27 protein-coding genes are annotated in these 19,796 nt (G+C 46.3%); 17 read left to right on the top strand and 10 right to left on the bottom strand.

Annotated features, from left to right (window positions below; translation table 11 throughout):
* Window positions 1–34: 34 nt before the first annotated feature.
* Both xerD and C2745_RS01545 read right to left on the bottom strand, forming a co-directional pair.
* Window positions 35–970, bottom strand: coding sequence for a site-specific tyrosine recombinase XerD (gene xerD, locus C2745_RS01550; RefSeq protein WP_215384597.1), 936 nt, complete (start codon window positions 968–970; stop codon window positions 35–37).
* Entirely contained in the window at window positions 963–1,448 is a 486-nt protein-coding gene (locus C2745_RS01545) for a YajQ family cyclic di-GMP-binding protein (RefSeq protein ID WP_215384596.1), read from the bottom strand. Before C2745_RS01545 ends, xerD begins: the two co-directional genes overlap by 8 nt.
* A gap of 77 nt (window positions 1,449–1,525) precedes the next feature.
* Here C2745_RS01545 and murB point away from each other — a divergent pair, with 77 nt between their 5' ends.
* Window positions 1,526–2,563, top strand: coding sequence for a UDP-N-acetylmuramate dehydrogenase (gene murB / locus C2745_RS01540; RefSeq protein WP_215384595.1), 1,038 nt, complete (start codon window positions 1,526–1,528; stop codon window positions 2,561–2,563).
* Window positions 2,564–2,666: 103 nt separating this feature from the next.
* Here murB and C2745_RS01535 read toward each other — a convergent pair whose 3' ends face one another.
* Together C2745_RS01535 and xseA are read right to left on the bottom strand one after the other, a co-directional pair.
* Complete coding sequence (locus tag C2745_RS01535; protein ID WP_215384594.1) at window positions 2,667–2,909, bottom strand: type II toxin-antitoxin system Phd/YefM family antitoxin; 243 nt, start codon at window positions 2,907–2,909, stop codon at window positions 2,667–2,669.
* 61 nt (window positions 2,910–2,970) lie between these two features.
* Window positions 2,971–4,182, bottom strand: coding sequence for an exodeoxyribonuclease VII large subunit (xseA, locus tag C2745_RS01530; RefSeq protein WP_215384593.1), 1,212 nt, complete (start codon window positions 4,180–4,182; stop codon window positions 2,971–2,973).
* 314 nt (window positions 4,183–4,496) lie between these two features.
* On the opposite strand from xseA, the gene C2745_RS01525 reads away from it, so the two are divergent.
* The 7 genes from C2745_RS01525 (at window position 4,497) to C2745_RS01495 (ending at window position 9,505) form a co-directional block, all read left to right on the top strand.
* Window positions 4,497–5,135 (top strand): MotA/TolQ/ExbB proton channel family protein, encoded by a 639-nt coding sequence (locus tag C2745_RS01525; protein WP_215384592.1) that lies wholly within the window; start codon window positions 4,497–4,499, stop codon window positions 5,133–5,135.
* On the top strand, window positions 5,132–5,599 hold the full coding sequence (locus C2745_RS01520; protein ID WP_215384591.1) for a biopolymer transporter ExbD: 468 nt from the start codon (window positions 5,132–5,134) through the stop codon (window positions 5,597–5,599). The genes C2745_RS01525 and C2745_RS01520 overlap by 4 nt, the downstream gene beginning before the upstream one ends.
* 11 nt (window positions 5,600–5,610) lie before the next feature.
* On the top strand, window positions 5,611–6,708 hold the full coding sequence (gene lpxK, locus C2745_RS01515) for a tetraacyldisaccharide 4'-kinase (RefSeq protein WP_215384590.1): 1,098 nt from the start codon (window positions 5,611–5,613) through the stop codon (window positions 6,706–6,708).
* A gap of 86 nt (window positions 6,709–6,794) precedes the next feature.
* On the top strand, window positions 6,795–6,974 hold the full coding sequence (locus tag C2745_RS01510) for a Trm112 family protein (RefSeq protein ID WP_215384589.1): 180 nt from the start codon (window positions 6,795–6,797) through the stop codon (window positions 6,972–6,974).
* Between the two features lie 11 nt (window positions 6,975–6,985).
* Window positions 6,986–7,750: a 3-deoxy-manno-octulosonate cytidylyltransferase gene (kdsB, locus tag C2745_RS01505; RefSeq protein ID WP_215384588.1), complete on the top strand. Its 765-nt coding sequence runs from the start codon at window positions 6,986–6,988 to the stop codon at window positions 7,748–7,750.
* Between the two features lie 113 nt (window positions 7,751–7,863).
* The gene (gene adk / locus C2745_RS01500; RefSeq protein ID WP_215384587.1) at window positions 7,864–8,529 is read left to right on the top strand and encodes an adenylate kinase; all 666 of its coding nucleotides are present in this window, start codon (window positions 7,864–7,866) and stop codon (window positions 8,527–8,529) included.
* 10 nt (window positions 8,530–8,539) lie between these two features.
* Entirely contained in the window at window positions 8,540–9,505 is a 966-nt protein-coding gene (locus C2745_RS01495; RefSeq protein ID WP_215384586.1) for a GDP-mannose 4,6-dehydratase, read from the top strand.
* Window positions 9,506–9,511: 6 nt separating this feature from the next.
* On the opposite strand, the gene C2745_RS01490 is transcribed toward C2745_RS01495, so the two are convergent.
* The 4 genes from C2745_RS01490 to glyA form a co-directional block, all read right to left on the bottom strand.
* On the bottom strand, window positions 9,512–9,814 hold the full coding sequence (locus C2745_RS01490) for an addiction module antidote protein (RefSeq protein ID WP_215384585.1): 303 nt from the start codon (window positions 9,812–9,814) through the stop codon (window positions 9,512–9,514).
* On the bottom strand, window positions 9,815–10,111 hold the full coding sequence (locus C2745_RS01485; protein WP_215384584.1) for a type II toxin-antitoxin system RelE/ParE family toxin: 297 nt from the start codon (window positions 10,109–10,111) through the stop codon (window positions 9,815–9,817). It lies immediately after the preceding gene.
* 97 nt (window positions 10,112–10,208) lie between these two features.
* A complete protein-coding gene (gene nrdR / locus C2745_RS01480) occupies window positions 10,209–10,655 on the bottom strand; it encodes a transcriptional regulator NrdR (protein ID WP_215384583.1) in 447 nt (148 codons plus the stop codon).
* A 25-nt stretch (window positions 10,656–10,680) separates the two neighbouring features.
* A complete protein-coding gene (gene glyA, locus C2745_RS01475; protein WP_215384582.1) occupies window positions 10,681–11,925 on the bottom strand; it encodes a serine hydroxymethyltransferase in 1,245 nt (414 codons plus the stop codon).
* Window positions 11,926–12,001: 76 nt separating this feature from the next.
* Between glyA and tolQ the strand changes: the two genes are divergently transcribed.
* The 9 genes from tolQ to C2745_RS01430 all read left to right on the top strand — a co-directional run bounded on the left by tolQ (window position 12,002) and on the right by C2745_RS01430 (window position 18,035).
* Window positions 12,002–12,658: a protein TolQ gene (gene tolQ / locus C2745_RS01470; protein ID WP_215384581.1), complete on the top strand. Its 657-nt coding sequence runs from the start codon at window positions 12,002–12,004 to the stop codon at window positions 12,656–12,658.
* Window positions 12,659–12,669: 11 nt separating this feature from the next.
* A complete protein-coding gene (gene tolR / locus C2745_RS01465; protein ID WP_215384580.1) occupies window positions 12,670–13,089 on the top strand; it encodes a protein TolR in 420 nt (139 codons plus the stop codon).
* A gap of 26 nt (window positions 13,090–13,115) precedes the next feature.
* Complete coding sequence (locus C2745_RS01460) at window positions 13,116–13,940, top strand: energy transducer TonB (RefSeq protein WP_215384579.1); 825 nt, start codon at window positions 13,116–13,118, stop codon at window positions 13,938–13,940.
* Between the two features lie 3 nt (window positions 13,941–13,943).
* On the top strand, window positions 13,944–15,266 hold the full coding sequence (gene tolB / locus C2745_RS01455) for a Tol-Pal system beta propeller repeat protein TolB (protein WP_371742992.1): 1,323 nt from the start codon (window positions 13,944–13,946) through the stop codon (window positions 15,264–15,266).
* 163 nt (window positions 15,267–15,429) lie between these two features.
* Entirely contained in the window at window positions 15,430–15,930 is a 501-nt protein-coding gene (gene pal, locus C2745_RS01450) for a peptidoglycan-associated lipoprotein Pal (RefSeq protein WP_215384578.1), read from the top strand.
* A complete protein-coding gene (gene ybgF / locus C2745_RS01445; RefSeq protein WP_215384577.1) occupies window positions 15,931–16,662 on the top strand; it encodes a tol-pal system protein YbgF in 732 nt (243 codons plus the stop codon). It begins immediately after the preceding gene.
* 2 nt (window positions 16,663–16,664) lie between these two features.
* The gene (queC, locus tag C2745_RS01440; protein WP_215384576.1) at window positions 16,665–17,399 is read left to right on the top strand and encodes a 7-cyano-7-deazaguanine synthase QueC; all 735 of its coding nucleotides are present in this window, start codon (window positions 16,665–16,667) and stop codon (window positions 17,397–17,399) included.
* Window positions 17,400–17,503: 104 nt separating this feature from the next.
* The gene (locus tag C2745_RS01435; protein ID WP_215384575.1) at window positions 17,504–17,758 is read left to right on the top strand and encodes a type II toxin-antitoxin system prevent-host-death family antitoxin; all 255 of its coding nucleotides are present in this window, start codon (window positions 17,504–17,506) and stop codon (window positions 17,756–17,758) included.
* Entirely contained in the window at window positions 17,745–18,035 is a 291-nt protein-coding gene (locus C2745_RS01430; RefSeq protein ID WP_215384574.1) for a type II toxin-antitoxin system RelE/ParE family toxin, read from the top strand. Before C2745_RS01435 ends, C2745_RS01430 begins: the two co-directional genes overlap by 14 nt.
* Window positions 18,036–18,041: 6 nt before the next feature.
* Here the strand turns inward: C2745_RS01430 and C2745_RS01425 are convergent, their stop codons facing one another.
* Both C2745_RS01425 and ribD read right to left on the bottom strand, forming a co-directional pair.
* Window positions 18,042–18,659 carry a riboflavin synthase gene (locus tag C2745_RS01425; protein WP_215384573.1) on the bottom strand — a complete coding sequence of 206 codons (618 nt, stop codon included), beginning with the start codon at window positions 18,657–18,659 and terminating at the stop codon, window positions 18,042–18,044.
* A gap of 9 nt (window positions 18,660–18,668) precedes the next feature.
* Window positions 18,669–19,784 (bottom strand): bifunctional diaminohydroxyphosphoribosylaminopyrimidine deaminase/5-amino-6-(5-phosphoribosylamino)uracil reductase RibD, encoded by a 1,116-nt coding sequence (gene ribD / locus C2745_RS01420; RefSeq protein WP_215384572.1) that lies wholly within the window; start codon window positions 19,782–19,784, stop codon window positions 18,669–18,671.
* Window positions 19,785–19,796 lie beyond the last annotated feature (12 nt).

Genomic DNA, 19,796 nt, shown 5'->3' with positions numbered 1-19,796 from the left:
ACTTCTGCAAGTTTCGTATGCGCTTGGTAATAGCTTAAGACCCGCGCGGATGATGTTGTTGATGAATCGATTTCAGGCGCTCTCTAGCCACATGGGTGTAAATCTGTGTTGTAGAGATGTCTGCGTGCCCCAAAAGAAGCTGCACCACCCTTAAATCTGCGCCATGGTTGAGCAAATGGGTTGCAAACGCATGCCGCAAGGTATGAGGAGACAAGGCCACCGGAATATTGGCAATCGTTGCATAACGCTTAATCAATGCCCAAAATGCCTGCCTCGTTAAACCAGTTCCTGTATGACGCCCCACAAATACCGCATCAGTAGTCTTGCCTTCAAGAAGCGGTGTTCTAGCATCCGCTAAATATCTTCTTAACCACTGACCGGCTTCGCCCCCAAATGGCACTAAACGCTCTTTACCGCCCTTACCGTTAACCACTCGCACTACACCTTCGTTTAATCCAAGTGCAACAGTCTTTAGGGAAACAATTTCTGAAACGCGCAAGCCACTGGCATACATCAACTCCAACATGGTGCGATCGCGAAGCCCCAAGGGAGTCTCAATATCAGGCGCATTAAGTAATGCAGTTACCTGATCTTCGCTTAAAGTTTTTGGAAAGCGCATTGCTTGCTTTGCAGCACGTAGGCCTATACACGGATCGCTCTTCACTAAATTAATGCGCAAGGCATGGCGATAGAAGCGCTTAAAAACGGTTAGACGTCGATTGGCTGTCGTAGCTTTATCAGCGCGACGATGCGCTATGTAAGCGGTGAGATCTTTTTCAGTCACCGCATACAGATCAGACTGATGATTTTTATGGAGCCATTGTGCAAGAAGCAGTAAATCTCTTCTGTAAGCAGCTAGACTGTTTTGAGCCAGACCATCTTCTAGCCAGCAAGCATCACAAAAGCGCTCAATGGCTTCTTGGCTTGCTGGGGCTATGCCGGGCGCTTCTTTGGCAGCAGCATTAGTCACGGAAATTATTAAAGCCTAATGGAGCTTCAGTTACTTCCTTTTTCAGTAACGCCATCGTTTCTTGCAAGTCATCACGCTTACCACCCGTAACGCGTACTGCGTCACCCTGAATGCTGGCCTGGACTTTAATCTTGCTGTCTTTGATGATGCGCACTACTTTTTTAGACAACTCCGAAGTAATCCCTTTTTGGATCTTCATGGTTTGCTTGCGCTTATCACCGCCAATGGTTTCTGTTTTGTCATCTTTGAGATAACGCACATCCACATTGCGCTTGGCCATTTTGTTAATTAATACATCGCGCACCTGACCCAATTTGAAATCATCATCACCAAACAGGATGAGTGCTTCATCTTTTTGCTCTACGCGGCTATCAGACCCCTTGAAGTCAAAGCGGTTGCTGATTTCTTTATTGGACTGTTCAATCGCATTCTTAAGCTCAACCATATCTGGTTCGCATACAACGTCAAATGAGGGCATTTCTACTCCTTATTAATCTTCTGAGGTAATTTGGTAATTATCTGCGTATTTGGCGCACATTCGAATAAGATTGTGGCATGAACTCCCCTGCGCAGGCATCCCCAACCCCTAAATTGACCCCCAATATGGGTCTTCGGGAACGCAATACCTTTGGGTTTGATACCAAGGCCGAGTTTGCCTATGAGATCACCAACGCTGCACAAATCCCCGCGATCGTGGCGCAAATTACAGAACAGCAAATGCCGTGGCGAGTACTAGGGGGTGGCAGTAATGTCATCCTGCCGCAATTACTCCAGGGCGCTACCCTGCTGATGAATATTACCGATCAGGAAATTATTGCATCCAATGAGAATGCTACTTTGATCTCCGTGGGCGGTGGCGTGAATTGGCATCAGTTTGTTAGCTGGACTTTAGATCAGGACTTGCCTGGCCTTGAAAACCTTGCACTTATTCCGGGCACGGTTGGTGCCGCGCCCATTCAGAATATTGGCGCTTACGGCATTGAGGTGGGGGACTACGTTGAATCTGTCGAAGCCTTTGATACAAAAATACATGCCTTTGTCACCCTCGAGAACAAAGCCTGCCGATTTGGGTATCGCGATAGCTACTTTAAGCAAAGCCCTCAGCGATTTATTGTGACAAAGGTCGTTTTTAGAATTCCTAAAAAATGGCAAGCAAGAATTCATTACGCGGATTTGGCAAAGCAATTTGAGACCGATGCAAACCCCACTGCTGAAGAAATCTTTTTAGCAGTCTGCAAGATTCGTACCCATAAGTTACCTGATCCGAAAGTCATTGGTAACGCAGGTAGCTTCTTTCAGAACCCAATTGTTCCCAATGAACAATATGAAACATTGCTCCAGAGATTTCCACACTTAATTTCTTACCCAGATGCTCCCGGTAAACGCAAGCTAGCTGCTGGATGGCTGATCGATCAAGCGGGCTTTAAAGGTCAACGCATGGGTAATGTTGGCGTTTATGAAAATCAAGCCTTGGTATTAGTGAACCATGGTGGTGGTACAGCGCAAGACATTATTGGTCTTGCTAAATGCATTCAAGATAAAGTGCACACAGACTTTGGTGTGAGTTTAGAGATTGAGCCTAATATTCTGTAGGGGCCTCTTTATAAAATCTCCAGTGGAGTCGAAGTTTTTTAAGATCTACTGAACCAATTTTGTATATCCTTCAAAGCGTATTTGGAATAAAGCAAATTCCAAACTACCACTTCAATATCCTTTTGCTTTTCGCAAGAGGCTCTGCCCTGGCATCTTTAATGGATTCGCGCATGCCAGGTATTGCTACCCGATAGAGTGTTTCCTGAATGGCACTCCAATCCTCCTCCGATACCAATACGGCATTAGTCCTCTTCCCAGAGATTATGATGGGCTTATGGGTCTCAGCAGCCTGATCAATTAGCCGATAAAGACTTGCCCTAGCTTCACTTGCGGAATATGCAGTCATCATTTAACTCTAGCAAAAATAGTGCGCAATAACACGCGTCTCAAAGGGTCTGGTGAGGCACTTACTTTTGCCTCACCCCAGAAAACTCGACATCAACCTGACCTTCAGCCAGACGAATCTGGAAAGCATTCTCAGTATTGAGCTCTGCTGGGTTCCGCACAGCCTGTAACGCTGCTTTGTCTTCTTTCAAAATCACCGCATATCCGCGCTCTAAAGTTCTTTGGGGGTTGAGCATTTCTAATTGCGACTGGAAGTGAGATTGACCGCGTTTCCAATTCTCCATTCGCACTGACCATGCTTGATTTAAGCGTTGTTGCCAGTTTGTAATTTGTTCCCGCATACGATCTGGATTGGGTAATGCATGACTTAAGCGCAAGGCTAGTTGATCTAGGGTTTGCGCTTCACGCTCTACACGCTGATTGATGCGCTGTAACAACGCTTGCATGATGGCATCCAACTCTTGCAACATTTGGTCTCGGCGTGGCGCCGCTAGCTCAGCAGCTCCTGTGGGTGTTGGCGCCCGGAGATCAGAAACAAAATCAGCGATCGTGAAATCTGTTTCGTGACCAACGCCACTCACCACTGGAATGTCAGACTGAGCAATTGCATAAGCTAACTGCTCATCATTAAACGCCCAAAGATCTTCAATGCTGCCGCCGCCGCGCACCATCAAAATGACATCAACTGCGTTTTCTTGATTAGCAGCCTTCAGCGCAGAGACGATTCCCGCAGGCGCATCCGGCCCCTGCACCAAGGTTGGATAAATTACAATCGGAATATGCGGCGCACGTCTTGCTAATGTGCTCAACACATCTTTTAGAGCTGCGGCCTGTGGTGATGTGATGATGCCGATCGATCTAGGGTGACTCGGAATATCTCGCTTGCGCTCTTCGTCAAATAGACCTTCTTTGGCAAGTTTTGCTTTGAGCTTTAAAAACGCCTCATACAAACCACCCATACCCGCGCGTCGCAAAGTTTGAATGGTGAGCTGAATATCGCCTCTTGGCACATACATACCTAAATTGGCGCTCACCTCAACCAAATCACCCGATTGCGGCATAAAGCCAACTTGGCCATTGCGGCCTCGAAACATCACGCAGCGGATTTGACCTTCTTCATCCTTGAGCGAGAAATACCAATGCCCACTGTCATAGGCCTTGAAATTGGAAATCTCCCCGCTAACCCAAACGGTATCGAAGCGGTCTTCTAAAGAAGCTGCAATGGCGCGGTTTAGATCGCCAACACTGAGTATTTCCTTTGATATTTCCGACATTTTTTCTCGTTTTCTACAATTCCATTTGGCTTAGAGGCCAATAAATATCCACAGAAGCATATTCGCTCTTGGTTTAACGCCTAAAAGTAAGTAATTACTGACCCGAAACGTCTCATAAATCTAACAAACCAATATTAAGCCGTTGATTTATAAGGATATTTAACCGAACCACCCAGGGGAGATTTAGACCCCATCAACCCATGCCCACCATCAATCAAGGACTTACAGCGAAACTGCTGAAAAGTTTTGCACAGAGTTATCCACAGGCTATCTTTCCGAAACAGGCTTTTTAATTCAGCTAAAGTACTGAGCTTATGTACTCCATCTTACTATCCGCTGGCTGGCCTATTTGGCCCCTTTTAATCATCTCCATTATTGGCCTAGCCATTGTTCTGGAGCGCAGCTGGTATCTGCGGCAAATCCATATTTTTCCTAAAGATAGTCTAGAAACTGCTTTTACCCTTGCAAATCAGATAGTTAATCAAAAATCGCTACCTGAGCAGCAAATTAAAGAGTTTGCCCAACTATCGCCAGCAACTCCCTTATTGGCCTGCCTATTGAGTGAAAAAGCTGCAGGCAATAACCCTCAGTCTGCGTTGGAAGAACTGCAGGCCACCGCACAAAACACCTGGCTTAAATTAGATCGTTACTTAGGCGCATTAGCAACGATTGCCACAGTTGCACCTCTACTCGGTTTATTTGGCACGGTCGTGGGAATGATTGAAATTTTTGGCAGTCAAGGTGCGATTAACGGCGCAGCTGGTAGCCCACAACAACTCGCCCACGGAATTTCTGTAGCGCTCTACAACACTGCATTTGGTTTATTAATAGCGATTCCTGCATTGGCTAGCTGGCGTGGATTACGTGCACTTGCAAATCAACGTCAACGCGAGTGCGAAGAATTTACTCGCCAGTTATTTAAAAAACTTTATCCAACTGAATCAACGCAATGAGTTGGTTAGATACACACCCAAAAGCAGGAAAGCGATTTTCTTTGGGGGCGGGATCCGTCTCTGCAGAACCTGAAATCAATCTCATTCCTTTTATTGATGTTCTGTTAGTAGTGCTGATCTTTTTGATGATCTCCACCACCTTCACACGCTATCAAGAACTTGCCATTACATTACCAACTGCCAACGGCTCTGAAAGCCAAGCAGAGAACAAGCAAATTCATATTGCTGTTAGTCGTGATGGACGCTTTGCTATTAATGGCAAAGTTACCGATCGCTCACAACTCAGTAGCGCTCTCATGCAGTTAAGCAATGAAAGCAGCAGTAATAAAGGCGCAGCAAATAACCTTCAAGTCAATATTGATGCAGACGCCAGAGCGCCGCATCAAGCAGTCATGAGCGCTCTTGAAGCTGCCCGCGATGCTGACCTTGCGAACATTGTCTTTAGCAGTCAAACCAAGAAATAAAGATCGCCTTTATGTCTTTATCTTTCTTTCGTAAAGCACCTCAGTTTTGGGAAAGGCGCGGCCCTACTAGTCTTTTGCTCTGGCCGCTCTCCTATGTCTATGGGCTAGTTTTGCGATTACGTAAGTTGATTCAAGACTTAGGATTAATTAAACATCGCCCTGCTCCAGTGCCCCTCATCATTGTGGGCAATATTCGGGTAGGCGGAACTGGTAAGACGCCAATTGTGATTGCACTAGCAGAGCAGCTATCACGACTCGGATGGAGACCTGGAATTATTAGTCGGGGCTATGGATCGAATGCGCAAACAACGCCCGTGCAAGTTTTAGCAGATTCCGATCCAGCATTGGTTGGTGATGAACCCGTGCTGATTGCAAAACGCACTAACAACCAATTTCCGCTTTGGGTTTTCCCAAAACGTCAGAAAAGTATTCAAGCATTACTAGCTCACTCTCCAGAAGTAAACGTCATCATTAGTGATGATGGTTTACAGCACAACGGTTTACCTCGCTGGCCCGCCCGAGAGGGTGGTCGTGATATCGAATTTGTAGTTCGCGATGGACGTGGCGAAGGAAATCGCTTTCTGATCCCAGCAGGGCCATTGCGCGAACCCGCCTCGCGCGATCGCGATGCCACTTTGCTGACCGAAGCAAGTAATGAAAAAAAGAATGTTCTGACCGGCGCAATTACCGATGAATACTTCATGGGTCGACGCGCTTTTCATTTGATGCCCGTCCTAGGCGCAGCCTATCAACTGATCAACCCAGCAAACACTCAAACGCTCTCGCATATTGCCGACACCTATTTGCCTACCAAGATTACTGCCATAGCTGCCTTAGGCAATCCACAGCGATTTTTTACCGCCCTCCTAAAAGAGGGTGTCGCAGGCGAAACTATCGCACTTGCTGATCACGCCACCTACACAAACCAGTTTTTTACAAACATCCATGCCGAGCGCATTCTGATCACTGAAAAAGATGCCGTGAAATGCTCGGATATTACGGATGATCGAATTTGGGTGGTGCCGCTATCCCTCAGCCTGCCTAATAGCCTCATGGAATGGGTTCAATCTATTCTGCAAAGACCGGATCCAAACAGATACAACCTGTAAGACTATTCTGATAGCGCTACACTTACCCTTACAGAAACAGCTACAGATACTCGTAAAAGTCATTGCATTAATAACTATAGAAAATCATGGATAAACGTCTACTCGATATTTTGGTTTGCCCTTTGTGCAAAAGCCCACTGCATTTGGATGCTCAAAAACATGAGCTCATTTGCAAAGCAGATCGCCTGGCCTACCCTATTCGTGATGATGTACCTGTCATGTTGGTTGACGAAGCGCGCAGCCTTAGCGCTGACGAAGTTCTTTAACACTCCACTGCATGACCGCCACCTCCAAAGCCCCCGACTTTTTAGTTGTCATACCCGCAAGACTGGGCTCTACACGATTACCGCGTAAGCCTCTTGCTGATATCGGTGGAAAGCCCATGGTGATCCGAGTCGCAGAGCGCGCCAAACAATCTCTCGCGCAAAGCGTAGTAGTTGCAACAGACTCTCCAGAAATTCAGGCAGCATGCGATGAACATCGCATTGAGTGTTTATTAACAAGTTCTGATCATCCCACTGGAACCGATCGTATTGCTGAAGTGGCACAGCTATTGAAGTTGCCTGCCAATGCATTGATCGTGAACGTTCAAGGTGATGAGCCACTTATTCCGCCAGAACTGATTAATCAAGTTGCGCAAACTTTGGCTGATCACTCGCAATGCGCCATCTCCACTGTTGCTGTGCCGATCGCAGATTTATCAGAGATCAACAATCCAAATGCGGTCAAAGTAGTTCTCAACCGTGCGGGTGAAGCTTTGTATTTTTCCAGGGCACCCATTCCTTTTGTGCGGGATGCAGATGCCCCACAAAAAACAGAGCATCTACGTCATTTAGGCATTTACGCCTACAGGGCTGATTTTTTACAAGCTTTCACACGCTTAGAGCCAGCGCCCCCAGAACAAGCGGAAGCGCTAGAGCAGCTTCGCGCCCTCTGGAATGGCTACCGTATTGCGGTCCATATCGCCCCTAAAGCACCTCCAGCTGGAGTTGACACCCTCGAGGACCTCGAAAGGGTGAGGCAGTTACTGGCCAATTCCTAGAAAAAACACCCAATCCCCTGTGTAGCATGCATTCTCGGGGATAATCCTAGTCATTAAGTAATCAGGATCCCAACAAAATACGGGACAATGTCAGCTCTTCTAAGGGGAAAACAATGCGGTTGATTCTGCTCGGTGCACCAGGTGCTGGAAAAGGCACACAAGCTCAGTTTATTTGCGAAAAATTTGCGATTCCACAAATTTCGACAGGCGATATGTTGCGCGCTGCCGTAAAGGCTGGAACAGAGCTCGGTATTGCAGCCAAAAAAATTATGGATGCTGGCGGCTTAGTTTCTGACGACATCATTATTGGCTTGGTAAAAGATCGCTTGACTCAACCTGACTGCAGCAAGGGTTACTTATTCGATGGCTTCCCAAGAACCATTCCCCAAGCACAAGCCATGAAAGATGCTGGCGTGCCGATTGATTACGTTTTAGAAATCGATGTGCCATTTGATGCCATCATCGATCGCATGGGTGGACGTCGTGTTCATCCGGCATCTGGTCGCACATACCATGTCAAATACAACCCACCAAAGGTTGAAGGTAAAGATGATGTCACTGGCGATCCATTGATTCAGCGCGATGACGACAAAGAAGAAACTGTACGCAAACGCTTACAGGTATATGACGATCAGACCCGTCCACTGGTTGAGTACTACTCATCATGGGCCGCACAAGCGAATGCCGCCGACAAAGTAAAAGCGCCGGCTTACCGCAAAGTGAGCGGTACCGGTAACGTTGAAGACATCACTGCTTCTATTTTTGCAGTCTTAAAGTAAGTCCGATAAATTGGCGGCCAAAAAAGCATTAATTATCGGTATTACCGGTCAAGATGGTGCTTACCTAGCGAAGCATCTCTTATCCAAAGGGTATGAAGTGACAGGCTCATCACGTGATGTGATGGCCTCGTCATTCAACAACCTTAATACCGTAGGTGTTCGCTCTCAAGTTAAATTAATTTCCGTTTCTATTAACGACTTTAGAAGCGTCTTCAATGCCATCCAGACGACTGCCCCTGATGAAATTTATAACCTTGCTGGTCAAACCTCAGTAGGACTCTCATTTGATCAGCCGGTCGAAGCCATTGAAAGTATTGCCATTGGCACCCTGAATATTTTGGAAGTCATTCGCTTGTTAAATAAACCTGTGCGCTTCTATAACGCAGGCTCTAGCGAATGTTTTGGTGATACTGGCGATACGCCAGCAAACGAGCAAACTCCTTTTGCTCCACGTAGCCCTTACGCCGTCGCGAAATCTACCGCCAAATGGCTCATCAATAGTTATCGCGAATCTTATGGACTGTATGCCTGTACCGGCATTCTTTTTAACCATGAGTCTCCACTTCGCCCTGAGCGCTTTGTGACTCAAAAGATTATTGCGGGTGCTGCCAAGATTAAAGCGGGTCAGCTCGATAAATTACAACTCGGTAATTTAGAAATTTCTCGTGACTGGGGCTGGGCACCAGAATACGTTGAAGCAATGTGGCTCATGATGCAGCTCGATAAACCAGATGATTTTGTCATTGCTACAGGCAGAAAAGAATCTTTAAAATATTTTGTTGCTAAATCTTTTGAGTATTTTGATTTGGACTGGCAAAAATATGTGGAAATTGAGCCGAGCTTCTTCCGCCCTAATGAGATCATATCTAGCGTAGGCAATCCTGAAAAAGCGATTAAGACTTTGGGTTGGAATAAGCCAACAGATATTGATGGCGTCATTAAGATGATGTGCGCCGAGAAAGCAAAGTCAATCTGATTCCGATTAAGCGTGAACGCTCAGTTTCATGCCTAGCGCCTGCACCACCCGTGTCACAGTTTCAAATCGTGGTCTAGCTTCTATTTTTAAAGCTCTATACAAAGACTCCCGCGTAACACCACTCTTCTTGGCAATCTCTGTCATTCCTTTAGCTCTGGCAATATCGCCAATGGCGGCAACAAACAATGCAGGATCGCCATCTTCTAAAACAGCAGAAAGATAAGCGGCAATATCTTTTTCAGTCTTCAGGTAGTCAACAACATCGAATTTTTTTGAATCTTTTACTTTGGTCTTTTTAACACTCTTCATTTAATCCTCCAGGGTTAGAAGCAACTTCTTAACCTTTTTAATATCAGCAATTTGTGTAGATTTGCATCCACCACCCAACATCAGAATGATGGTCCTTCGATAGCTAACGTAATACATTCTGTAGCCGGCACCGAAATGCTCTCTCATCTCCCACACCCCATCACCGACTGAAGCTATATCCCCAAGACTCCCTAATGAAGCCTTACGCAGTCTTGCTAGGAGTCGACCTCGCGTTAATGGGTCGCGAATACCGGAAAACCAATTTTCAAATTCATCTGTTTTTTTGATTTCATACATCATGCAATTGTAATCAATTGGTTACAGTATATATCAAGCAACCACATGGATGAAATAGTCTTGTAGAAATAACTGCGGAAAGTATTGAGGGGTGTAACTACTTCAGCTCTTTGAGAGCGCTTTCGAATGATTCAATGTCAGCAAAGCTTCGATAGACAGAAGCAAAACGAATATAAGCGACCTTATCTAGGCGCTTGAGCTCACGCATCACCAACTCACCAACGCGCTCACTAGGAATCTCTTTCTCACCCAGACTAAGCAGCTTTTCTTCGATGCGGGCAATCGACTCATCGACAGAGTCCGATGAGACCGGACGCTTTCTGAGGGCTAGCTTAAGCGAGCTGGCCAACTTGTCGTGACTGTAATCAACACGGCTGCCATTCTTCTTCACGATAGCTGGCAAGGCCAACTCCACACGCTCATAGGTGGTAAACCGCTTATCGCAATTTACGCAACGACGGCGACGACGAATCGTATCGCCCTCGTCCGATACCCTGGTATCGAGAACCTGGGTATCGTCGTTATGACAAAAAGGGCAGCGCAATGTGGCTCTTCTTTTACTTTAAGAATTAACCGTAAACCGGGAAACGTTTAGTGAGCTCAGCAACTTGAGCACGCACCTTAGCGATGTTCTCTGCATCATTTGGATTATCCAAAACATCAGCAATAAAGTTACCCACTTGTTTTGCTTCAGCTTCTTTAAATCCACGCGTAGTCATTGCTGGTGAACCCAAACGAATACCGCTGGTGACCATTGGTTTTTCTGGGTCATTAGGAATACCGTTTTTGTTGCAAGTAATGTGTGCTTCGCCCAATACACGCTCAGCTTCTTTACCAGTCATTTTCTTGGCGCGCAAATCCACCAACATCACATGTGAATCTGTACCACCAGACACAATGCGTAGGCCACGTGCAATTAAAGTCTCAGCCAATGCTTTTGCATTAGCGACTACTTGTTTTTGATAATCCTTAAAGCCTGGCTCTGTAGCCTCTTTAAATGCAACAGCTTTAGCAGCAATGACGTGCATCAAAGGACCACCCTGTAAGCCTGGGAACACTGCAGAGTTAATTGCCTTCTCATGCTCCGCTTTCATCAAGATGATGCCGCCACGTGGGCCGCGCAAGCTCTTGTGTGTAGTCGAAGTAACGATGTCAGCATGCGGCACTGGGTTTGGATATACGCCGGCGGCAACTAAGCCAGCATAGTGGGCCATATCTACCATGAATATCGCGCCGACTTCTTTAGCCAATTTACCGATGCGCTCAAAATCAATTTTCTTAGAGTAAGCAGATGCACCCGCAATAATTAATTTAGGTTTGTGCTCACGAGCCAAACGCTCCATTTGCTCGTAATCAATTTCTTCGTTCTTGTCTAAGCCATAAGCGATTGGATTGAACCACTTACCACTCATGTTGAGTGCCATACCGTGAGTCAAGTGACCACCTTCAGCAAGACTCATACCCATGAAAGTGTCACCAGGTTTTAAGAATGCAAGGAACACTGCTTGGTTAGCAGACGCACCACAATGGGGTTGAACGTTTGCAGCTTCAGCACCAAATAAAGCCTTTACACGATCGATTGCCAATTGCTCAGCAACGTCTACGAATTCACAACCACCGTAATAACGCTTACCTGGATATCCTTCAGCGTACTTATTCGTCAATTGAGAGCCCTGAGCAGCCATCACCGCTGGCGAGGTGTAGTTCTCGGAAGCAATCAGCTCAATATGGTCTTCCTGACGCTTATTTTCGTTCTGAATGGCTTCCCACAATTGCGGGTCGGTTTTGGCTAAAGTGTTCTGACGGTCAAACATGGTGATAATCCTAATGAAATTGGATTACTAAGTTCATTAACTTAGTAAAATCAACCTACATCATACAAAATCCACCATGACCTCTACACAAGACCTCTCATTCCTCTCCCTAGTCCTTAATGCCAGCCTATTAGTACAGTTGGTAATGTTGTTATTACTAGGGATGTCCGTTGCCTCCTGGACCATTATTTTCAAGAAAACCGCCGTATTACGGGGGGTTAGGCAAGATACAGAGCGCTTTGAGCGTGACTTTTGGTCTGGCGGAGACCTCAAAACCCTGATGGCCGCCGCCCAGCGCAATACCCGCAGCGATGCGGTTCTAGAGCATATCTTTGAGGCCGGAATGCAGGAATTCATGAAAGTTCGTGAAATCGACGCTGCCCGCCGCGCCATGAAAGCCACTTACCAACGTGAAATGGACGCCCTAGAGGCAAATCTGCCCTTCCTGGCATCCGTTGGCTCAGTCTCACCGTATATCGGCCTCTTTGGCACCGTCTGGGGCATCATGCACTCCTTCCGCGGCTTGGCCAACGTTCAGAACGCGACCCTTTCTGCGGTTGCCCCCGGTATTGCTGAGGCCTTGATTGCAACCGCCATTGGTTTGTTTGCTGCCATCCCTGCAGTAGTTGCCTACAACCGCGCAGCTACCGATGTCGATCGCCTCTCGATTCGTTTTGAAACCTTCATCGAAGAATTCACCAACATCTTGCAACGTCAAACTTCAGGACGCTAAGCGAATACGTCATGGCCGGATCTTCATTACGAAAAAATAAACGTCGGGCAATGGCCGACATCAACGTTGTTCCTTACATCGACGTCATGTTGGTTTTGCTCGTGATCTTCATGGTCACTGCACCCATGGTCAATCCAGGCGTCGTGAACTTGCCTACCGTTGGCGGCGCTAAGGTGCAATCATTACCCCCTATCTTTTTAACAATCGATGCCAACGAGAATGTCATTGTTCGCAAAGATGGTGATCCCGTACAAACACTCAATAAATTTGAACTTGGCGCCTTTGCAAGAACGCAAGCAGAAAAATCAGCCGATCAACCGATGGTGATTGCTGCCGATAAATCCATTAAGTACGAAACCGTGATGGATGTTATGTCCAAACTTAAAGAGAATGGCGTCAAACGGGTTGGCCTTGCGGTCAAGACCCAGTAAGGCCCTAAGGCTTGCTTGAACTGCCAATGTCTAGCGCACAAACTTATCAATCGCCACTCTCTCCGTTCAAGCGGGGACGTGCTACGAAACAAGAAAGCACTAAACGCGCCTTTACTTTTTCCTTAGTAGCGCATTTAGGTTTGCTCGCATTTTTAATGATTGGTATTAGCTGGAATAACAGCACCCCCTCTGGAGTTGAGGTTGAGCTCTGGGATGCATCTCAGCAATTAGAAACACCTCCAGAGCCCCAACTCAAAACAGAAATGAAAGGAGAGGCTGCCGATATTGCAGTCAAGAAAAAGCCAGTTGAAAAAGAGTCTCCTAAAAAAGAAGTTCTAAAAGAAACGCCGAAAGCTGTTAAACCTCCTCCGAAAGAAAAAGAGAAGGTCAAGGAAAAAGAAACAGAAAAGCCAAAGAAAGTAGAGACCCCTAAAGCTACCTCTCCAGCAGAAACCAAAGCCAATGCTGCAGCAGAAAAAGTGCGCGCTGATCAGCTCGCTCGCTTGCGCGCAGCAGCAGGCGCTGAAGGTGGCAGCGGTGGCACAGTAGGAAGCGGAGTTGGTGGGGGCGGTAATGCGCCTCCAGGCTGGACTGATAAGGTGATTAAAAAAGTAAAGCCGCTCATCGTCTTTAATCCAGAATCTGTGAGCGGCAATCCAGCAGCAGTCATCCAAGTAAGCCTGGCCCCAGATGGAGCCATCTTGAGCACCAGCATCCTGAGCTCTAGCGGCAATGCAAGCTGGGATCGTGCAGTTTTATTAGCCCTATCTCGTGCAGAAAGCCTGCCGAAAGATGACAATGGCAAAATTCCACAGCGTGAAGTAAAGCTGACCTTTAAACCCAAGGACTAAAGCATGTTGCAATTAGCAATTCATTTGATTGGCAAATTTCATTCCAAAGTCTGCGCTTTATCTGCAGTGGTATTGGCACTGACCATCAGTATTGCAACACCAGCACTTGCGCAGATGAATATCGAAATTACTGGCGTGGGTCAATCCCTTTATCCAATCGCAGTTATGCGCTTTAAAGATGAGAACAAACTGCCTACTAGCGTTACTGAAATTATTCGCCAAGACTTAGCACGTAGCGGTTACTTTAAAAATACTGAAAATGGCAATGCTGTTGAGAACGATGAAGGTACGCCCAATTACAAATCCTGGGCAGCACGCGGAGCTGATGCTTTAGTAGTGGGCTCGGTTGTACAAACCGCTGGATCTCAGTTTGAGATTCATTACAAGTTGTTTGATGTTCGCAAATCTCAAAGCCTGGGTGGCTTAAACCTCAATTCCAGCGCTGACAATTTGCGTGCAGCAGCGCACAAAATTGCAGATGACATCATCTTTAAATTATTAGGTGAGCGTGGCGTCTTCTCCACTCGCTTGTCCTATGTCATTAAGGATGGTAAGCGCTATCGCCTGGTGATCTCAGATGCCGATGGTCAAAATATTCGCAATGCGATGAATAGCGGTGAGCCAATTATTTCCCCATCATGGTCTCCCGATGGCAAGAAAGTGGCGTACGTTTCTTTTGAAGATCGTAAGCCAGTCATTTATGTTCACGAGTTGGCTACTGGTCGTCGCATTTCGCTTTCCAATCAAAAGGGAAATAACAGTGCACCTGCTTGGTCACCCGATGGTAGAAAACTGGCTATCTCACTTTCTAAAGATGGCAACACTCAGATCTATGGCATCAATGCAGATGGCACAGGCTTGCATCGCTTAACGCGCGGCAACACGATTGATACTGAACCGCAGTACTCAGCTGATGGTCGCTATATTTATTTCACGAGCGATCGTGGCGGCAATCCACAGATCTATCGCATGAGTGCCGAAGGCGAACAAGCTGAAGGCGCAAAACGTATTACCTTCAAACAAGGGTTTGTCACTTCCCCAAGAATTTCTCCAGACGGAAAATACTTGGCTTATATCGCCAATATTGGTGGCGCCTATCGCCTCTACATTCTGAATTTAGCTACCGGTGATGCGCAGGCCTTAACCGATGGCAGCAGCGATGAGTCGCCTTCCTTTGCAGCCAATGGCCGTTATGTTCTCTACTCCACTAAAGTTGGTGGAAAACGTGTGCTAGCGGCCGTATCTGTAGACGGCAATTCTAAGCAAGTGTTGAGCATTCCAGGATCTGACGTCCGTCAGCCATCCTGGGGTCCATTTATGGACTAAGTAAGTCCAGCAACACCAAGCCCCAAACCCTCCACAACACCCCTATTTAGGGGTGAAATACTCACTTTTGGCATTCTTGAGGGCATAATATTAACTATCAGCTCCTTTGGAGCGAGTTTGCTAATTCATTGGTTATTTGGCTTGTAGGAAAAAAGGAAAATTCATGAAGATTTCTATCGCACGTCGCGCAGCGACATTTGCTCTCATCGGCGCCACAGCATTTTTGATGGCTGCATGTTCTAGCGTTAAATTAGATGACACTGATGGCGCTAATGGCAGTGGCAGCGGTAAGTTTGGCTCGCAGCCTTGGAATGATCCTAGCAGCCCATTGTTTGAGAAAAGTGTTTACTTTGGTTTTGACGAGTACACCGTTCAAACTAAATATCAAAAAATGTTGTCTGCTCATGCAAGTTACTTAAAAGCAAATCCAAAACAGAAGATCATCATTCAAGGTAACACTGATGAACGCGGCACTGCTGAGTACAACTTGGCATTAGGCCAACGTCGTTCTGATGCGGTTCGTAAATCTTTAAATTTGATGGGCGTTTCTGATGACCAAATGGAAGCCGTAAGCTTTGGTAAAGAAAAGCCTAAAGCTGAAGGTGATACTGAAGCAGCTTGGGCAGAAAATCGCCGCGCTGACATTGTTTACATCACGAACTAAATGAAGATGTTTTCACACTCTGCAAAACAAACGCTCTCACGAGCGTTTTGTTTAAGTGCTACCGTCATTTTCTTAGGCGCATCCAATAGCGCCTGGGCGCTCTTTTCAGATGACGAAGCCCGCAAGGCCATCCTAGAGTTGCGCAAAACCTTGGCCACCACCCAATTGGAATTGCAAGGTCAGATTGACAAGCTCAAAGCAGATAATTCTGAGCTGCGCGGCAAAATCGAAGAGCTTGAAAAACAAGGTGAAGACATCACCAGCAGTCAGAAAACGTATTACCAAGATCTGGATACGCGCCTAGGTAATTTTGAGCCTCGCACGGTAACCATTGAAGGTGTCTCAGGCACAGTGCAACCTGGCGAGAAGAAAGCCTACGACGATGCCTTAAAAGCTTTTCAAGCGGGCAATCTTAAAAAGGCAGACGATGGATTTTCTGCATTTGCGAATAAATACTCTAAGAGCCCTTACTTGCCTCTAGCGCTGTATTGGAGCGGCAATAGCAAATACGCCAACAAAGATTACGCTGGCGCAATTAGCCAACTTCAAAGCCTGATTAAGAAATACCCTAATCACCCCCGTATTCCTGGTGCCATGGTGACATTAGGAAACTCTCAGCTTGAGAACGGTAATAAAACTGCCGCCAAGAAAACATTTAACGAAGTTATTTCTAAATATCCTGACACCGAAGCAGCAAAAGACGCGCAGCAACTGCTTTCTGCGATCAAGTAAGTATGTCTAAGCTGTCTGCTGCATTTCAGAATCTTGCACCACGCAAACCAGGTGCGCCTGCCGTTATCTTGTTTTCTGGGGGCCTAGACTCCACTACGGTCTTAGCTCTAGCCAAAGACTTGGGCTACTCGCCGTTCGCACTGTCAGTGGGCTATGGACAACGTCACTCTTCTGAGTTGGCAGCAGCAAAACACATCGCCAAACAAATTGGTGTCATTCGTCACGAGGTGGTCAATTTGGACCTCACTCGCTTTGGCGGATCCGCCTTAACAGACTCTTCTATTGCCATTCCAGTAACACCTGGCAAAGACCAAGAGATCCCCGTTACTTATGTACCAGCACGCAATACGATTTTGCTTTCACTCGCTTTAGGATGGGCAGAATCACTTGGTGGACTCGATGTTTTTTATGGCGCCAATGCCGTTGACTATTCAGGTTATCCAGACTGTCGCCCTGAGTATGTCGCCTCGTTTGAGCACATGGCTAACCTTGCAACGAAAGCAGGTGTAGAAGCCATCAATGATGAAAATCGCTTTAGGGTTCATGCCCCCATCATCAATTTAAGCAAATCTGAAATTATTCAATTAGGCAGCACTATGGGGGTTGATTACTCCCAAACAGTTTCTTGCTACCAAGCCAATGATTTAGGCGAAGCTTGCGGTGAATGTGAGTCCTGCCGTCTAAGGCAGGCAGGCTTTAAGCAAGCCAATGTGAGCGATCCTACTCGCTATCGATAAAAACTACATAAACCCCAAGACTTAGACCCTAGAACTCTAGGGTCTTTTTTTGATTGACTTTTCTTAAAATGCACTAAATAATGCACTAAATAATGGGTAATTTTATGAATCTGACACAAACAATTCACGCTAAAACTACGGTCAGCATGACCGATTTAAGGCGCAATCCAAGCAAAATAATGGAGATCGCCGGCGATCTTCCTGTTGCAGTTTTAAATCACAATAAACCTGAAGCGTACCTTCTATCGGCAAAAGCCTATGAGGCTTTACTTGAGTTGGTGGATGATGCCGCCCTTATTAAAACCATTCAATCCAGAAAAGGCGGCAAAACAGTAAAGGTAAAACTTGCAGATCTATAGTCTTGAGTTTCACGTACTGGCTTTAAAAGAATGGCATAAATTAGATAACTCAATAAAAGCGCAATTTAAGAAGCAATTAGAAAAAAGAGTTAATAATCCTAGAATTGAATCGGCCAAACTTCATGGTGATTTAGATAATTACTACAAAATAAAACTGAAAGCCCTAGGTTATCGCCTGGTATACGAGGTTATCGATCGAAAATTGATTATTCTTGTCATCGCAATAGGCAAAAGAAATCAAGAAGAAGTCTATCGAAAAGCAAGTGCCAGAAAATGAATCTGCTTAAAGGGCTTTAGCTTCCAGCATACGCGCAACATAACGCGCAATTAAATCAATCTCGAGATTTACGGCGTCGCCCTGCTGCAACTTACCCAAAGTAGTACTTTGCAGTGTATGAGGGATGAGGTTGATGTCAACAATGCAGGCACTTGGATTATCTTCAGTTTTATTAACCGTCAACGACACGCCATTCACAACGATAGAGCCTTTATAGGCCAGGAATGGTGCTAATTCTTTTGGAGCTTCAATGCGAAGTAACCAAGAACCATATGCATCTTGCGCCACTTGAGAAAAGTGCACCACGTTGCCAATACCATCTACGTGACCGCTTACCAAATGACCACCTAAACGATCATTTAAACGCATAGCTTTTTCTAAATTGACTGGCCCAACCTTATCTAGACCAACAGTCTTATTAAGTGACTCACGAGAAATATCCAAGGCAAATGTATTGCCCTTAAATTGGGTGGCCGTCATACATGCGCCCTGAATAGCAATACTGTCACCGAGCGCAACATCATCTAAGTAGCCCGCAGGGACCTCAACGATTAAATGCAGACCATCGCCCTTCGCTTGAGCGCTTTGAATTTGACCGACAGCAGTAATGATTCCTGTAAACATGGCTAGATTTTAGTTCTTAATATATCTCAAGCGCAGATCAGGTCCAAACAAGCGCTGATCCATGATCCGCCAATCCTGACGCAGATCTAATGATGAAGTTGACACATTAGCCATGCCAATACCTTCGCCCATGAAGAATGGGGCGTAATACAGCAAGAGCTCATCGACACAGCCTTCTCTGAGCATGGAGCCATTTAATTTAAAGCCTGACTCAATGTGTACCTCATTCATGCCGCGCTCTTTAGCAAGATAAGAGAAGAGCTTTGGTAAATCGACTTTGCCAAATTCATTAGCCATAGCAACTACCTCAACGCCACGCTCTTGAAATGCTTTGGCTTTTTCTTGAATGGCGGGGTTACTCAAGCTAGCGCACATAATGATGACACCTGATGTCGCAGTCACATCGTTTAATATTTTGGCAGTTAGCGGGGTCTCTAATTTAGAGTCAACGATGACGCGCCACGGTTGGCGCTGAGTCAGTACCTCTCTCACATTGAGTGAGGGATCATCTTCTTTAACGGTTCCTACGCCAGTCACAATAGCGCAAGCCTGAGCACGCCAGTGATGACCATCAGCCCTAGCCAATGGTCCGGTAATCCATTGACTACGTCCGTCGGGTAATGCCGTTTTTCCATCGAGACTTGCAGCGATTTTCATGCGGACCCACGGCAAGCCACGCGTCATTCTAGAAATAAATCCACGATTCAACGTTTGTGCTTCAGACTCCATTAGTCCGCACTGCACTTCAATACCAGCGGCTTGCAGCCTCTCCAACCCAGTACCTGATACCAGAGGATTGGGGTCGAGCATGGCAGCAATCACTTTTGCAGGCTTGGCCGCAACCAAAGCATCTACACAAGGCGGTGTTCTACCAGTGTGGCTACAGGGCTCCAATGTGACGTAGATGGTTGCGCCTGCGGGATCAATGCCTTGCGACTTTGCATCAGCTAAAGCCTGAATTTCTGCATGAGGGCCGCCGACTTGCTGCGTAAATCCACGCCCAATAATCTTGCCGTCCTTGACAATGACGCAACCCACCCTTGGGTTAGGGTTTGATAGATAAAGTGCTTTTTGAGCCTCGGCCAATGCCTCGCTCATAAATTGATGGTCAACTGCGCTGTACATGGGTCTATTAAA

The sequence above is a fragment of the Polynucleobacter sp. AP-Kolm-20A-A1 genome, from assembly GCF_018688315.1.
GTDB lineage: Bacteria > Pseudomonadota > Gammaproteobacteria > Burkholderiales > Burkholderiaceae > Polynucleobacter.
The sequence above is the reverse complement of the archived record's forward strand: the minus strand, read 5'-3'. Positions and strand labels throughout refer to the sequence as shown.

Bases quoted from the DNA above. Each gene is read 5' to 3' on its own strand.
- C2745_RS01545 (WP_215384596.1), bottom strand. From the start codon at position 1,448: ATGCCCTCATTTGACGTTGTATGCGAACCAGATATGGTTGAGCTTAAG.
- murB (WP_215384595.1), top strand. From the start codon at position 1,526: ATGAACTCCCCTGCGCAGGCATCCCCAACCCCTAAATTGACCCCCAAT.
- C2745_RS01535 (WP_215384594.1), bottom strand. From the start codon at position 2,909: ATGACTGCATATTCCGCAAGTGAAGCTAGGGCAAGTCTTTATCGGCTA.
- xseA (WP_215384593.1), bottom strand. From the start codon at position 4,182: ATGTCGGAAATATCAAAGGAAATACTCAGTGTTGGCGATCTAAACCGC.
- C2745_RS01525 (WP_215384592.1), top strand. From the start codon at position 4,497: ATGTACTCCATCTTACTATCCGCTGGCTGGCCTATTTGGCCCCTTTTA.
- C2745_RS01520 (WP_215384591.1), top strand. From the start codon at position 5,132: ATGAGTTGGTTAGATACACACCCAAAAGCAGGAAAGCGATTTTCTTTG.
- lpxK (WP_215384590.1), top strand. From the start codon at position 5,611: ATGTCTTTATCTTTCTTTCGTAAAGCACCTCAGTTTTGGGAAAGGCGC.
- C2745_RS01510 (WP_215384589.1), top strand. From the start codon at position 6,795: ATGGATAAACGTCTACTCGATATTTTGGTTTGCCCTTTGTGCAAAAGC.
- kdsB (WP_215384588.1), top strand. From the start codon at position 6,986: ATGACCGCCACCTCCAAAGCCCCCGACTTTTTAGTTGTCATACCCGCA.
- adk (WP_215384587.1), top strand. From the start codon at position 7,864: ATGCGGTTGATTCTGCTCGGTGCACCAGGTGCTGGAAAAGGCACACAA.
- C2745_RS01490 (WP_215384585.1), bottom strand. From the start codon at position 9,814: ATGAAGAGTGTTAAAAAGACCAAAGTAAAAGATTCAAAAAAATTCGAT.
- C2745_RS01485 (WP_215384584.1), bottom strand. From the start codon at position 10,111: ATGTATGAAATCAAAAAAACAGATGAATTTGAAAATTGGTTTTCCGGT.
- glyA (WP_215384582.1), bottom strand. From the start codon at position 11,925: ATGTTTGACCGTCAGAACACTTTAGCCAAAACCGACCCGCAATTGTGG.
- tolQ (WP_215384581.1), top strand. From the start codon at position 12,002: ATGACCTCTACACAAGACCTCTCATTCCTCTCCCTAGTCCTTAATGCC.
- tolR (WP_215384580.1), top strand. From the start codon at position 12,670: ATGGCCGGATCTTCATTACGAAAAAATAAACGTCGGGCAATGGCCGAC.
- C2745_RS01460 (WP_215384579.1), top strand. From the start codon at position 13,116: ATGTCTAGCGCACAAACTTATCAATCGCCACTCTCTCCGTTCAAGCGG.
- tolB (WP_371742992.1), top strand. From the start codon at position 13,944: ATGTTGCAATTAGCAATTCATTTGATTGGCAAATTTCATTCCAAAGTC.
- pal (WP_215384578.1), top strand. From the start codon at position 15,430: ATGAAGATTTCTATCGCACGTCGCGCAGCGACATTTGCTCTCATCGGC.
- ybgF (WP_215384577.1), top strand. From the start codon at position 15,931: ATGAAGATGTTTTCACACTCTGCAAAACAAACGCTCTCACGAGCGTTT.
- queC (WP_215384576.1), top strand. From the start codon at position 16,665: ATGTCTAAGCTGTCTGCTGCATTTCAGAATCTTGCACCACGCAAACCA.
- C2745_RS01435 (WP_215384575.1), top strand. From the start codon at position 17,504: ATGAATCTGACACAAACAATTCACGCTAAAACTACGGTCAGCATGACC.
- C2745_RS01425 (WP_215384573.1), bottom strand. From the start codon at position 18,659: ATGTTTACAGGAATCATTACTGCTGTCGGTCAAATTCAAAGCGCTCAA.
- ribD (WP_215384572.1), bottom strand. From the start codon at position 19,784: ATGTACAGCGCAGTTGACCATCAATTTATGAGCGAGGCATTGGCCGAG.